12 protein-coding genes are annotated in these 13236 nt (G+C 59.8%); 3 read left to right on the top strand and 9 right to left on the bottom strand.

Features of this window, described 5'->3' with window-relative positions; translation table 11 throughout:
- The first annotated feature begins 13 nt into the window (after positions 1–13).
- The 3 genes from ABLE71_RS12400 to ABLE71_RS12390 are packed head-to-tail and all read left to right on the top strand — an operon-like array spanning position 14 to position 3371.
- On the top strand, positions 14–1486 hold the full coding sequence (locus ABLE71_RS12400; RefSeq protein ID WP_348784463.1) for a sugar ABC transporter ATP-binding protein: 1473 nt from the start codon (positions 14–16) through the stop codon (positions 1484–1486).
- Entirely contained in the window at positions 1486–2427 is a 942-nt protein-coding gene (locus tag ABLE71_RS12395; protein WP_348783759.1) for an ABC transporter permease, read from the top strand. Before ABLE71_RS12400 ends, ABLE71_RS12395 begins: the two co-directional genes overlap by 1 nt.
- On the top strand, positions 2424–3371 hold the full coding sequence (locus tag ABLE71_RS12390; RefSeq protein ID WP_348783758.1) for an ABC transporter permease: 948 nt from the start codon (positions 2424–2426) through the stop codon (positions 3369–3371). Before ABLE71_RS12395 ends, ABLE71_RS12390 begins: the two co-directional genes overlap by 4 nt.
- Before the next feature lie 36 nt (positions 3372–3407).
- Here ABLE71_RS12390 and ABLE71_RS12385 read toward each other — a convergent pair whose 3' ends face one another.
- The 9 genes from ABLE71_RS12385 to ABLE71_RS12345 all read right to left on the bottom strand — a co-directional run bounded on the left by ABLE71_RS12385 (position 3408) and on the right by ABLE71_RS12345 (position 13234).
- Positions 3408–3809, bottom strand: coding sequence for a hypothetical protein (locus tag ABLE71_RS12385; RefSeq protein WP_348783757.1), 402 nt, complete (start codon positions 3807–3809; stop codon positions 3408–3410).
- 2546 nt (positions 3810–6355) lie between these two features.
- Positions 6356–6493 carry a hypothetical protein gene (locus ABLE71_RS12380; RefSeq protein ID WP_348784508.1) on the bottom strand — a complete coding sequence of 46 codons (138 nt, stop codon included), beginning with the start codon at positions 6491–6493 and terminating at the stop codon, positions 6356–6358.
- A gap of 80 nt (positions 6494–6573) precedes the next feature.
- A complete protein-coding gene (locus ABLE71_RS12375; protein WP_348783756.1) occupies positions 6574–8046 on the bottom strand; it encodes a hypothetical protein in 1473 nt (490 codons plus the stop codon).
- Between the two features lie 58 nt (positions 8047–8104).
- Positions 8105–8806 carry a class I SAM-dependent methyltransferase gene (locus ABLE71_RS12370; protein WP_348783755.1) on the bottom strand — a complete coding sequence of 234 codons (702 nt, stop codon included), beginning with the start codon at positions 8804–8806 and terminating at the stop codon, positions 8105–8107.
- Positions 8799–9815 (bottom strand): glycosyltransferase family 2 protein, encoded by a 1017-nt coding sequence (locus ABLE71_RS12365; RefSeq protein WP_348783754.1) that lies wholly within the window; start codon positions 9813–9815, stop codon positions 8799–8801. Before ABLE71_RS12365 ends, ABLE71_RS12370 begins: the two co-directional genes overlap by 8 nt.
- A gap of 513 nt (positions 9816–10328) precedes the next feature.
- A complete protein-coding gene (locus ABLE71_RS12360) occupies positions 10329–10877 on the bottom strand; it encodes a hypothetical protein (protein ID WP_348783753.1) in 549 nt (182 codons plus the stop codon).
- The gene (locus ABLE71_RS12355; protein ID WP_348783752.1) at positions 10874–11467 is read right to left on the bottom strand and encodes a L,D-transpeptidase; all 594 of its coding nucleotides are present in this window, start codon (positions 11465–11467) and stop codon (positions 10874–10876) included. The genes ABLE71_RS12360 and ABLE71_RS12355 overlap by 4 nt, the downstream gene beginning before the upstream one ends.
- The gene (locus tag ABLE71_RS12350) at positions 11448–12614 is read right to left on the bottom strand and encodes a pilus assembly protein (RefSeq protein ID WP_348783751.1); all 1167 of its coding nucleotides are present in this window, start codon (positions 12612–12614) and stop codon (positions 11448–11450) included. Before ABLE71_RS12350 ends, ABLE71_RS12355 begins: the two co-directional genes overlap by 20 nt.
- Positions 12611–13234: a TadE/TadG family type IV pilus assembly protein gene (locus tag ABLE71_RS12345; RefSeq protein ID WP_348783750.1), complete on the bottom strand. Its 624-nt coding sequence runs from the start codon at positions 13232–13234 to the stop codon at positions 12611–12613. Before ABLE71_RS12345 ends, ABLE71_RS12350 begins: the two co-directional genes overlap by 4 nt.
- Between the last annotated feature and the right edge of the window lie 2 nt (positions 13235–13236).

Below are 13236 nucleotides of genomic sequence, written 5' to 3'. Positions count from 1 at the left end.
GTCCGCCTGGCCGATGCAGATGCAGAACGAGCAAAACGTCCTCATTCATCTCGACGGCGTCGAAAAGAGTTTCGGCGCCGTTCGCGCGCTTGCGCGGGTCAGCCTCGATGTGCCGGCCGGCGCGTGCCTCGGCCTTGTCGGGCACAACGGCGCCGGCAAATCGACACTCATGAACATCCTCGCCGGCACGCTCTCTGCGTCGGCCGGCCGCATTCTCGTTTCGGGCCACGACGTTTCCGAGCGTTACGGGGTCGGCGCCGCGAACCGCCTGGGCATACGCTGCGTTTTCCAGGAGCTGTCGCTCTGCCCGAACCTGTCGGTTGCGGAGAACGCCCGGATCATGCATCCGTCGCTGAGAGGCATCGGCTGGCGCCGCCGTGCCGCGACGCTGATCGGCGGCATGCTCGACCAGATCTTTCCCGGCCATGACATCGACCCGTCGCAGCTCGTCGGCGACCTGTCCATCGCGCGGCGGCAGATGGTCGAGATCGCCCGTGCCTTCTCGGCCACCGACACGCGGGTCCGGCTGGTCATCCTCGACGAGCCGACCTCGTCGCTGGACGGCGTGCTGGCCGGCCAATTGCTCGCCTTTGTGCGAACATTCGTGGACCGCGGCGGCGCGGTGATCCTCATCTCGCACCTTCTCAATGAAATCCTGACGACCGCCGACCGCATCGTGGTCATGCGCGACGGCGGCGTTGTCGCGGACCGCGCGGCGCGCGGCTTCACACGTGTCACGCTCGTCGAGAGCATGGGCAGCGTGGCGCAGGAACAGGCCCGGCGCGATCAGCGCTCGGCAACCGCCGCCGTCGAACTCAAGGTTTCGGTGGCGCCCGCCGCGCAGGACAACGCGATCACGCTGGTGGCCAATCGCGGCGAGGTGATCGGCCTTGCCGGTCTCGGCGGCCACGGCCAGACCGACATGCTGGTCCGCATCTTCCAGGGGCAACGCAAAGCGCAGGCCGGCGTCACGGTGTCGGGCAGCACGGCAATGGTTGCCGGCGACCGGCAGACCGACGGACTGTTTCCGCTGTGGTCGATTCGCGACAACGCCACCATCAGTTCCCTGACGCGGCTGACCAAGCGGTGGCTGATCGATCCGAGCGCGGAAGCAAGCATGGGCGAGGAGTGGAAGCAGAAGATCGGCATCCGTACGCCGGACATGGCCAATCCGATCCTCTCCCTGTCCGGCGGCAATCAGCAGAAGGTGCTGTTTGCCCGCGCGCTGGGTTCAGATGCCGACATCATCCTCATGGACGATCCGATGCGCGGCGTCGACATCGGCACGAAGCAGGAAGTTTACGGCATGCTCAGGCAGGAAGCGTCGGCGGGGCGAACGTTCCTCTGGTACACGACCGAGATGGACGAGCTGAAGCATTGCGACCGGGTCTATGTGTTCCGCAACGGGCGCATCGTCGCCGAGCTTTCGGGCGATGCCATCACCGAGGAACGGGTGCTGCATTCCTCTTTCGAAGCGGCCGCCTGATGCCCGTCTCGTTTCTGGCGCGCAACGCCCGCATCCTGCTGCCGATGTTGTCCTTCGGGGCCATCCTGCTGGCGGTGTTCTGGCTGCAGCCGCGCGCCATGAGCTATGTCGGCCTCAACCTTCTGCTCAATCTCGCGCTGCCGATCGCCTTTGCGACAATCGCCCAGATGTTCGTCATCACAGTGAACGATCTCGACCTCTCTCTCGGCGCCTATGTCGGGTTCGTCGCCTGCGTAGGCGCCACCTGGCTCAACGAACAGCCGCTGCTCGGGGCGGCAGCGCTGGCGGGTGGCATTCTGATCTATGCCGCGGTCGGCGCGCTGATCCATCTCAGGAACCTGCCATCCATCGTCGTGACGCTTGGCATGTCCTTCGTCTGGCTCGGCCTGGCGATCCTCGTGCTGCCGACGCCCGGCGGCAAGGCGCCGGACTGGCTGCGGGCGCTGATGACCTGGAAGACGCCGCTGGTGCCCTTCACGATCTACGCCCTGCTCGCCCTGGCGGTTGTCGTGCATTTCGGGCTGATGCGCTCCGCCCATGGCGCGGTGCTGCGCGGCGTGGGCGGCAATCCGCGCTCGGTCGAGCGCGCCGGCTGGTCGCTGCTGAAGGCCAAGGTGATCATGTTTGCTTTTGCCGGGCTGTTCGGCATGTTCGCGGGCCTGTCGCTGGTCGGCCTCACCACCTCCGGCGACGCCAACATCGCCTTGCGCTACACGCTGCTTTCCATCGCCGGCGTCATTCTCGGCGGCGGCGAGTTTACGGGTGGCCGCATCTCGCCGGTCGGCGCGGTTATCGGGGCCATGACGCTGACGCTTGCCGGCTCCTTCCTGTCCTTCCTGCGCCTCAATCCCGACTGGCAGATCGGCGCGCAGGGCGCCATCCTCATCCTGGTGCTGGCGTTGCGCGTGCTCATCAACCGGGCGGAGGCGCGTGGCACATGACGGCGCTGCGCGCGATCCTCCGGAAACCGTGGCTCGGCGCCTATGCCGGGGCGCTGGCGATCTGGCTTGCCACCATCGCCTTCACCGAGGGGCTGGGCGGCGGCGGCGTGCTGACCGCCGCGCTGTCCTTCGCCACCTTCTCGGTGCTGGTGGCCATCGGACAGATGTATGTCATCACGCTCGGCCCGGGCAATGTCGACCTCTCCATTCCCGCCACTATGACGCTCGCCGGAGCTGTCTCCATGAAGATCATGGACGGCAGCGACGCGATGATCGTGCCGGGGCTGGCGATCGCGCTCGGCTGCGGCGCCGGCGTCGGCGTCTTCAACTACGGTCTGATCCGGCTGCTTCGCATTCCGCCGATCATCGCCACGCTGTCGTCCAGCTTCCTGTTCCTGTCCGCCGCCATCTCCTACAGCCGGGGCATTCGCATCAAGCCGCCGCCGCTGCTCGCCGACTTCACCACGTGGATATTGTGGGGCATTCCGGTGCTTGCCGTCGCGGGAATGGCCATCACCTTCGCGATGAGCGTGATACTGCACCGTACGCTGTTCGGGCGGACCGTGACAGCGATCGGCCAGAACGCGCGCGCCGCGCGGCTTGCAGGCCTTCCGGTCGACCGCGTTCGTTTCGCCACCTATGTGATGTGCGGCATGTTCGCCGGCCTGACGGGCTATCTGGTCTCCGGCTTCTCAGGCGGCGCCGCGCTCAACATGGGCGCGGAGTACCTGCTCGCCTCGATTGCCGTCGTGGTGATCGGCGGGACCTCGGTGGCGGGCGGCTTTGCCAATCTGCCGGGCCTGTGGGGTGCGGCGATGCTCTTGTTCCTGCTCGTCACCATGCTCAACACCTACGGCTTTGGAGCCGGCATCCGCATGGTGCTCACCGGTGTCATCATCATTGCGGTCATCACCATCGCCAGCGGCCGCAAACCGGCGGGCTGACGGCACGGACGGCCTTGCGCCTTCAGCGAATAACGGTCAGAGGCGCGCCGATTCAGAGTTGCTTTTCGGCTTGGCCATCGGGTCTGCCTGAAGCTCTTTCGGCAATGGCTGACTTGAGCATTTCATGTGCATTTCGCGAGCGAGTTGGCGACGTTTCTTTTCATGGTGCTCTTTGACTGCCGCTGCCATTGCTAGCCCATAAGGGCCGAACAAGACGCCGGACGCAAAGCTGACCTTTTGCTCTTTGTAGTTTGCCGCCTCGGCGCGAATCTCCTGACACTGCGGCGATCGCCATTTTGGATCTGTCATCGAGAGGGTGGCTGCATGATCGGCGGGCAGCGAGGTACACCCGGCTGCCATCCCCGCGACAGCGCCCAGCGCGATCCAACTTCTTGCAGCTTGCGTCCCTGGTCGGCCGGCCCCTGCTTTCGACGACATCATGCCCTCCCTTTCTCGTAAATGCCGAGTGTCCTAGGAAACCGTTAAGAAACGCGAAAGCACTCGCCGACCAACGTGAAGGCAAGGCTTCCCTCTTTGAAGCAAACTCTCGTTTGTGAGAGCTCGACCGACTGAAAAGCTTGAGAGCAGGGCGATGAAAGCAGTACGAAACGCCGGCGCTCGTTCGGCGGGACTAGGCACAGGCCTGCTGCCGCCGCGGCAGCCTGCTCTGCGGGCGTCATGCCGGCGTAGACACGGCGCCTTAACCCCTGCTAGGCAATGATCCCCTGAGGGAATGCGACACATGAAACGATACGAGAAGCCACAGCTGGACAAGCGCGCCATTCTTCCGGCCGTTACGGCCCAGCCCGCCTCGTCCAATGCAAGCAGTCCACCACCATTGCCGGATGATGATAATTCGGATGGCAATGACGAAGGCGGGGGCCTCGGCTAGTCTGGGCAAGATCGTAACGCAGCCGAATCGAAAGCCCGGCCGTGATTCCTTGTCTTTTGTCGGTTTCCACATTGGGAATCGCGTTAGGGGCAGAAAAACACCGGAATATCTTATCATTAAATCACAACAACTTAGGTTGTTGTGGCGGAGGGAACGGGTCTGAGTTCCAACCTTCTCTACTGCATCGCTCTATTGAAGGAGGCTGGAATTGAAGGGTTTATAGCAGCCGACCGCACAAATTCTTTCGGCCGCGACGTATAAGGCTCCGTTTGCCTCGCGGGAGGCGCCACAACGGACCGGATGGCCGGCTCATTTATCTCAACCGTTTTACAGCTTGGTCTCGGGTTCAGCGTAAGGAACTCGAGCATGGTTGCTGGTTGCGAAATGCGTAGCTGATGTCGGGCCGTAGCTTACCTTGCGCTACGCGGAACGCGGTAAGTTGACACAACGGCTTTGCCGTTTTCGATCCTGGTAACTCGCACCGTGGCGAGGCCCGGTTCAACAGCACCGGTCACAATCGGGTCAACGCCGGCATCGCCTTCATGCGAAACGCAACGTCCGATCGCAGGCTGACCTTCGTGGCGCATCCTCCGCAACCTGTCCGGCAAGGCCGCACGACAGGCTTCAATCGTGGCATGAGCTTCGGGGAGCCGCATCTCATGGCATTGACGCGCATCCGGGGAGCAAGCCAACAGCACCAGCACGGCGGGAGTAATCGGGTCCAACATGGGCCGGCAACAGCGGGCGACCGGAAGAGGTTCCCACGCGCCGTGCGCTACCCAAAACCTCTCGCATTTAGGAGAGTGGTGGTAGCCCGAGCCGTAAGGCTTGCGAATGGGTTACGGCCCGGGCCATGCCGGATGCCTCGTCTCCCCCGGCCTAGGTCAGCATCATCTCATTTGTCGAAAATGCAATGCAGAACCGGCTATGTCGTGCAGGAACAAAACTCAGCGGGCGATGTTCCTCTATGCCACGGGCGATCTGTAAATATCCCCCGTTTGGAAGTAGCGAGCCCTCCGCAGATAACTCAGCCTGCAGCGGGCTTTTCATTTTCTGAAATTAAGCAGATGTTTATAGGTGGCCGGTCTTCGAACCACCGGCTAGACTCGGCTGCTCACGCTCCTACCCGTAGGCCGAGCAGCCGGGCCGCTTTCTTCGGAGTTGTGATCCTAGAATAGAACGGACGTAACTCTCATCCGTGAGACTTTCAAACCAACGGTTATGGGATTGACCATGAAAAAGCAGTACGAGAAGCCGACGCTGGTTCGCCGTGAAGTGCTGGTTCATATTGCAGCCGGCGGGCCAAATGGCGGCGGTTCAGGGCAAGTAAACTCGTAGGCCCGCAGAGGGGAGTCGGGGGCATGAAAAAGACCTATCAGAAGCCGACGCTAGTCCGTCGCGAGCGGCTGGAGAAGATCGCCGCCACGCTGGTAATTATCTCAGACAGGCGGGGCTCCGCTGAAGACTAGACCAGCCACATAATCAGTCCTACCACCACGGCTGCGGCGAAGGCGCCGGAGCATCCATGCGTATGGCCCAGGGATGCATCAGGTCAGTCAACTCACTCGGAAACCGGAATCGGCGAACCGCCGCCATTGAAGGCTGTGACCTTGCTCACCTTATCGCGGGCGACAAACACCGGCTTTTTGTAGGGTTTCCTCATTAGCCATCCTCCAAAGATACCCAAGCGTGAGGCGGCGGCCCAGCCGGGCACTCTTGGGCGGGTAGGAGGGGCGCCTAGCCGGGCCTAGCCGGTTGGTACGACCCCCGGCTAACAAATTAGCATCTGCTGTTTTTCGAGAAATTCAAGGCATAGCCTGATATAGGCCAGGCAGATAGCGATCCAAAAGCCTGCGCAAACGGCAACAATTAGTAGTGGGCCGTAGGGCCAGCGAGGTTCAGCACTTTGACAGAAGATGCGTCCCTCCCTTGTTGAAGAGCCCGCCGCTGCTGAGTTGGAATGCGGCGGGCTCCTATTCAGCGCTCGGCGAATGCCCCAGCCCCCGTGCCAGTGCGCTACGTCCGGGGAGCCGCATCTCGCGGCAGTGATGCTCATCCGGGGAGCAAGCCAACAGAACCAGCACGGCGGGTGTCACAGGGTCAAACATGGGCGAGCAACGTCGGCAACCAGAAGAGGTTCCCATACGGCCAGGTCGCCCGCCTTCGCGCGCGCCTCGTGCTCGCGCAGAACCGCGATGATCTGCTGTTCCGTGAAGCGCTTCCGCTTCATCTGTCCGTCCTTCAATCGAGGCCGGACTCTAACTCCAGGTGGAGGAAAAACTCAGTGGCAGGTCACATGGTCACCGCGAGTTATTGCCGGGCAGCGTGAACTGTTCTGCAGGACGTTGGCGTCGGAGATTTCGACTTCGTTTGTCTTACAAAAGCAGTCAGGTTCTTTCTTTTGCCAATTGGCTTGTATGACTGGAAGGCCTCTTCGAAGGGCTCGTACTGTCTGAAGAACCTTAGTGCGTCATAGCCGTTCGCATTTGAACGGCGAAGGTCGTCGACCAGAATAATCGCGGGCTCATAACACCTCATGTCCTCAGACGTCTGCATCCTTATTTCATCCGCGAGAAGCTGCATTCGAGGGCTTAACGAACCCTGTTGCTGTTGCTGCTGTGCGATGGCCGCGAGCATCCAGAATGTCATATGGCGCGATGGCCAAACCAACCCTGCTTCTTCGATCATTGGCCAGATTGTGCTAGGATTTGCCGATATCATCAGAACGGCTTCGCCGGGCTGAACACCGTTCAGAAAATGTTCCGCTATCGTCCGCTTCGAATTCTCGTAAGGCCCGCTAATCGCTACAACTACAAGCATCAAGCCCAATGCACTGGCAACGGAGATCGACCTAAGAGCGTGCCCTAGCGACGGCGTCCCAATCTGTAAGGTCGCCGCCAACCCAATGAACAGCAAGCCAGTGGCGGGCAATGAATGATAGTCGAAACCCCTTTGTTGGATAAAATAGATCGCTACGAACCCAGCAGATGTCCAAAATGCGACCGAAGCCAGATTTGATCTGCCGGTCCAAAACAGCAAGGGGAAACCGATCAGCCAAATGCCGACGAAAAATCTTACAAGTTGTCTCAGGTAGGATGCGTTATAGCCGTCGTAGGCCAGCGTCAGCATTGGGACGATATTGTCGAAATAGGGATGCGCGTAGAGCAGGACTGATGCTGCATAGACTATCCCGCAAATAGCCAAGGTCGTCGTCTCTGGACGCACAGGACGCCACATCCGACGAAGCCGCAAGCGCAGCCAGACCTCAAGCAGGATAGGTATCAGAACAAAGTAATGTTTCAATGCAAGACCGATTGCGGCGACCAGACCAACAAGGACAGCGTTAACGAACGGCGTGCTCAGGCGGTCCGCCCGGCGAGCAGCAAGAATGACGTAAGGCACTGCACCAATCAGGGTGAGGTGTTCCCTTTGTGCGAAAAAGGGGATCGGCAAACAGATCGTCGCGAAACCAACAGATGCAAGCAACTGGAAGCGATGCCAGCGATCGAGGTCGGAGCAAATTCTGGCAACTAGAAGCAGCGAGACTGTAGCGTAGACAAAGACTGCGCCAACGATCGCTTCTCCTGGGGTCAGCGCTATGATTTGGGCAACCCACTCGACTGGGACCGCCAGCCAAAACCATAGCGGAGGGTTAAGTTCCAATATCTCTACATAGAGCTGAGCGCCGCCGATCAATTGGCGGGCGACCCACATCTGCCAAATCACGTCATGAGAAACAGGAATGTGACGCATGAGTATCCAGGCAATCGCGACCATGGCCATCGAAACAAGTTCTGGCCACCGCGCGGCCGCGGCGCCCCGCATGCCGGTGCTGAATTGATCAGCTATTTGGCTTGCTTGCGTGGACAAAATATTGCCCGCCTAAAGGCAACCAGCACAGCAGCTTTTCAAGTGGTCGCAACGATCGAAGGAAGTGAGGAAGAAAGATGCGATAGCAAATTCGGGACTGACCGAAACCGGCTGCCGCCATGCGGCTGCGCATTTCAGAGGCCGATATCAATACGGCACCTTTGTCAAAGACACAGTCCGCCACTGCCTTCACCGTAAGTGGGTTAAACGGATTGTGCTCGAAGACGAAAACGCTGCCGCCACTCCTAAGCACTCGATTGATTTCGCCAAGGGTAGGAACTTGATCCCGTTCAGGGATGTGATGGAAAACGCACGCCACGAACACGAGGTCAAAGTAGGCGTCTGCAAAGGGAATAGTCACGCCATCGAAGGCCGTTATGCGCGCCTGTCCCGAGTGACGCTTTTCCGCGACAGCCAATGATTTCTCGGACGGGTCTAGCAGAACGAGCTCTGCATCGGGAAATGCGCTGCGGAGAAATGTGATCGAGTTACCGATCCCTCCACCGAAGTCCAGTATGCGCTCTGGGAGCACGCCAAGGTCCGCTAGGCGCTCGGCGACGTCATCGACCTTGTAGCTAGCGAAATAGTCGGGAGACTCGCCGCTCAGGCGTATGCTATCCGCATGCAGCGAACGATAGTCCTCGGCATATTGATCGAACTCGGCTTCACGCATCGGCGACGACTCTATGATGCTGAAGCTTTACCCGTTTCTCGTTTTGCGACGATCGCCCCACTATCCGACTGACCACGTAGAGCGGCCTGCGTTTGGTCTCCATATACATACGGCCGAGATATTCACCAAAGATGCCGAGGACGAGCAATTGGACGCTGCCTAGGATAAGTATGATCGAGGCGATGCTTGTCCAGCCGGGAAGGACCTCGCCTCGGAACCAAGCCAAAAGCGTGTACGCCAGTGTGCCGATGCCAAGTAAACCGAACAAGAGGCCTAGATGAGACGCCAATCTTAATGGCAACACGGAGAAACTAGTGATTGCGTCAAAAGCGAGCATGATCATTTTTTTGATGGAATAGTGGGTTTTGCCAGCATGTCGTCTGTCTCTATCGTACGGAAAAGCCTGCTGCTTCAATCCTATCCAGCTAACCATTCCTCTAATAAAACGATATCGCTCGGGCATTGCGTTCAAATGGTCCACGGCTCGGCGACTCATCAGTCTGAAATCGCCGCTATCAAGCGAAATACAAGTGTCTGAAAGTTTGTTGAGGACGCGGTAGAACGCTGCAGCGGTCGATCGCTTGAACCACCCTTCGCCGTCTCTCGTTGAACGTTGGCCGAACACAACGTCGCAGCCGTCGTTCATAGCATCCATCATGGGACCCAGAAGCTCAGGTGGATCCTGAAGATCCGCGTCGAGAATGAGAACACGTTGCCCACAACACAGCTCCAGCCCTGCGCTCAGTGCAATCTGATGTCCGTAGTTACGCGCCAGGTCTATTCCGACCACATGCGTGTCTGCATCAGCCAACTGCGCAATGAGTGCACCAGTAGCGTCTGATGAGCCGTCGTTGACGAGCACAAGTTCGTAAGAATTGCCGACTACGGCTATGCAGGCATCGGCGACTCTTCGGTGCAGTTCTAAGAGGCCGTCGGCTTCATTGAAGCACGGCACAACTATGGATAAGATGGGCGGATTTGCCTCCCTGAGCGTCCGAACATTACCCACACGCCACCCCCACAATTCCAGATAATGTTAACACTTTGTTCATCCAAAAAGAACTGGCATGTTCTGACAGGGTAAACGCGCCAGTCGCTGCTTTGCCATGCCGCTTTCTCTTCTCAGCAGGAGGAAGAGGACTGCGGCTATTAGTCCGCGTATCAAGGAGCCCCGGCAAAACCTTTTGGGCACGTTGCCTCAGCCACGAAATATGCCTTGACGAACCCGGATATGCGCACGGTTGGGAGCGGGAAATAGTCCACCGGACACCATTGGCGTTTGGTGGACTGTCCGGATGGCTTGCAGGCCCCCTTTAGTTGCAGGATGCCGTCATGATCAGGCGCTATGGCGCCGACGGCCTTGGCCCGGTGCGTCTCGCTTGCTCGAATGTAGAGCACGTCCCAGAAGTCAACGTTGACAACGCGCAGGCAACGAACGTCCGCTGCCCCGCGAGTAGCCGAGGTCGCCAACATTGCGCACAGTATCGCGCCTGGAATTATGCGCATGGGCCGCCCATGCAGGTTAGCGCACCTTGCGATAGTAAACCTTACCGTCCGCTGACTGGATCCTCTCATAGGCAGAGGACTTCTGCCTTGGCACAACATTGGCGCTGCTGGTGGTGGACGCCACCGGGGCTTCCTTGAGAGGCTCCGGCTCCAGGTCGGCAACCGGATCGGCTGCGGGCTCAAGGGCGGGCTCCAGGGAGGGCAGCGCGACGATCTCGTCGGCAGCGGCCGGCTGCCCCTGAGTGCCTAGTCGGGTTATCCCGTCATTCAGCTGTCCAATTTGACTTTGGAAATCACTCTGCAGCGCCTCCAGCCTCCCCTGCACTCCGTTGTTCATCATGTCGAGCTGGTTCGATATGCGCTGCTCGAATGCCTTCAGGTTGGCCAGGCGCCCATCGATCTCGATCAGGCTGCTCGTTGAGCGATAGATGTAGACGGCCACGGCCAGGTTGAGAATGGTGAGCGCCATAGCAAGCGTCAGTGTCGGCGTGAAGACGCCAACTTTCGGCTGGATCGTGTGTTTTTCGTCGATGCTGGGGGCCGAGCCATTCGAAATGGTAGTCATTCCACCACCACCTTGGTGCCGATCTCGACACGCTTATAGAGATCCACAACGTCGGTGTTGGTTAAGCGGAAGCATCCCGACGTTCCGTCAAAGCCGACACCGGACGGGTCATTCGTGCCATGGATGCGATAGAGTGTGTCCCTGCCTTCGCGGTGCAGGTAGATCGCTCGCGCGCCGAGTGGATTGTAGGGGCCGGAGGGAACCATCTTCGGAAGCTCCGGCTGCCGTTTTCGCATGTCGGCAGGTGGACGCCATTCAGGCCATTCCTGCTTGGCTCCGACGCGTACGGTCCCGGTCCACTGGAAGCCGTCGCGCCCGACGCTGATCCGGTAACGCAATGCCTGGTTGGGTCCGGTGACCAAATAGAGAGCGTTGATGTTTTTTCGGATGATGACGGTTCCGGCTGCCTCGCTGGTCGCAAGCCTGACCGTCTGGCGAAAGCTCGGGCCCATTGCGGGCAGCGGCGGCCTCGACGTGCTTGCAGCGAAAATCACAGGCTGGAGTTCTTCCGCGGCGGCAGGAACTGCAAATAGCACCATAGCCGACAACAGGACTCCCGCCCTGCGTGCGTCAGGCGGGCGGGACTGCATCGATGCGCTCCTGAAAGATCCGCTTGAGGTCCCGGTTAAACCTTGCGCGCCCGTCTATCTCCGCAGGCAGCATGGCCCTGTTGAGGGCGTCGGCCATCAGCGTGCGGTCGAACGTGACCGCCTTGATGTGGGGTGCCTTGAATATCTTCTCCAGCTCTCCGCGGGAGAAATGGTTCCCGAACAGCTTGCGCTTGTGTTTGTTGATGACGAGGGTCACGCTGGCTGCGTTTCCCTTCAGCTCCCTGATGCGGGTATACAGACGCTTGGCTTGGCGCAGCGAAGCGACATTGAGTTCGAACACGACGAAGATCTCGTCACTCGTCGAGAGGACTGAGTTCTGCCACGGCGTCTCCAAGTTCGGCAGGTCGACGATGACATGCTCGAAACGGTAGGCAATCAGATCGAGCAGCCTGAGCACAAATTCCCGCCCTTTCGCGTCGAAGGGAAGGCTTGGCCGCTCGAACGAATACATGGTGAAGCCGGGTGCGCGGGTGAGCTTGATGACGTCCATCAACTCGACGTCCAGCCGTTCGGGCTGGCTGACGATCCCTTCGATGTCGAAATGATTGAACAGATTGAGATAGGCTCCGCAGTTCGCGCTTTGAAAATCGAGATCGACCAGACATGTCCCGGCCGCGCTCTCCGCAGACTTGTCTGCAAGATATTTAGCGGCCGAAAGGGCAAGCGTGGTGGCGCCGGCACCGCCGCTCGCCGAGATAAAGGTGAGCACCCTGCTTCTCGAAGCGTGGCTACCGCTGTCGTGAAACGTCACGGCGTTGAGCAGGTCCTTACCGTCGAGCGGCTTGCGCAGCCAGTCGGACGCGTTGATCCGCACCAAGCTGCGGATGCGGTCGGGCGCTAGCTCGGCCGAAATGGCGATAACGGGAATGGGGGACCAACTCGCCCGTGCAGCGGCGATGGCAGGTTCCAGGAGGATGTCACCGTCATCGACGTCGAGAATGATCACAGACGGTCGGGATTCAGAGGCGGCGCCCTGGAGGAACGCAGCGGCATCAGCAACCTGGACGTCATAGATCGCCAATGACTCGAGACGCGCGGCGACCTCGCGACGGAACTGCATGTCCGACGAGTAGAGCGCTATCCTCTTTCGGTGCATGGGCAGGACTTTTTGGCTGATGGCGTTCATGGAGCGGTGCTTTTCATGTCTTCGCCGGTTACGGTGCTGAGCATGGATGGCATGGCGATGTTGTTGAACCCCAACAGCCCGCCGAGAAAGAAAAAACGGAAACTCACGTTTTGCAGGCTGACCGTGATCGTCGGCACCGGACCGTCAGGCCGCGTCTGATAGCCCAGGCCGGAAGCCGAATAGGTGATCCTCACGCTGGCGCGGCGAAGGCCCGGGAAGAAGTGGCACATGCCCGGCCGCTGGCTTCCTTGGATGTCAGGACAGGCATCGTCATTGGTGAAAGCCGTGTCGCCTCGGAAAATCCGACTGAAGTTGGCCGCGCTAAATCCCCCGCACGTGCCGCCGCCGGCGGACGTGCATACAAATGCCGCGAAATCTCCCGCCTCTACCGGAGCGCCGGGCGTATCGGTTGGCCCGGCTCCGGTTAAATTTGTTGCCACCGGATCTGATATCGAGGCCAGCCGGGCGCCAACCTGGACGGCCTTGGCCGCAGCATTCCACTGGTAATAGGCATGACCGAAATCCACGAACCCCAAAGTAAGCATCAGAAGCAAGACAATGGAGATCGTCATTTCGACCATCACCGAGCCATTCTCATCTTTTCGGAATCGGCGGATCATGG

It is taken from the genome of Mesorhizobium sp. KR9-304 (assembly GCF_040049215.1).
GTDB lineage: Bacteria > Pseudomonadota > Alphaproteobacteria > Rhizobiales > Rhizobiaceae > Mesorhizobium_K.
The sequence above is the reverse complement of the archived record's forward strand: the minus strand, read 5'-3'. Positions and strand labels throughout refer to the sequence as shown.

Bases quoted from the DNA above. Each gene is read 5' to 3' on its own strand.
- ABLE71_RS12385 (WP_348783757.1), bottom strand. From the start codon at position 3,809: ATGTCGTCGAAAGCAGGGGCCGGCCGACCAGGGACGCAAGCTGCAAGA.
- ABLE71_RS12395 (WP_348783759.1), top strand. From the start codon at position 1,486: ATGCCCGTCTCGTTTCTGGCGCGCAACGCCCGCATCCTGCTGCCGATG.
- ABLE71_RS12380 (WP_348784508.1), bottom strand. From the start codon at position 6,493: ATGAAGCGGAAGCGCTTCACGGAACAGCAGATCATCGCGGTTCTGCGC.
- ABLE71_RS12360 (WP_348783753.1), bottom strand. From the start codon at position 10,877: ATGACTACCATTTCGAATGGCTCGGCCCCCAGCATCGACGAAAAACAC.
- ABLE71_RS12345 (WP_348783750.1), bottom strand. From the start codon at position 13,234: ATGATCCGCCGATTCCGAAAAGATGAGAATGGCTCGGTGATGGTCGAA.
- ABLE71_RS12390 (WP_348783758.1), top strand. From the start codon at position 2,424: ATGACGGCGCTGCGCGCGATCCTCCGGAAACCGTGGCTCGGCGCCTAT.
- ABLE71_RS12370 (WP_348783755.1), bottom strand. From the start codon at position 8,806: ATGCGTGAAGCCGAGTTCGATCAATATGCCGAGGACTATCGTTCGCTG.
- ABLE71_RS12400 (WP_348784463.1), top strand. From the start codon at position 14: ATGCAGATGCAGAACGAGCAAAACGTCCTCATTCATCTCGACGGCGTC.
- ABLE71_RS12375 (WP_348783756.1), bottom strand. From the start codon at position 8,046: ATGGCCATGGTCGCGATTGCCTGGATACTCATGCGTCACATTCCTGTT.
- ABLE71_RS12355 (WP_348783752.1), bottom strand. From the start codon at position 11,467: ATGCAGTCCCGCCCGCCTGACGCACGCAGGGCGGGAGTCCTGTTGTCG.
- ABLE71_RS12350 (WP_348783751.1), bottom strand. From the start codon at position 12,614: ATGAACGCCATCAGCCAAAAAGTCCTGCCCATGCACCGAAAGAGGATA.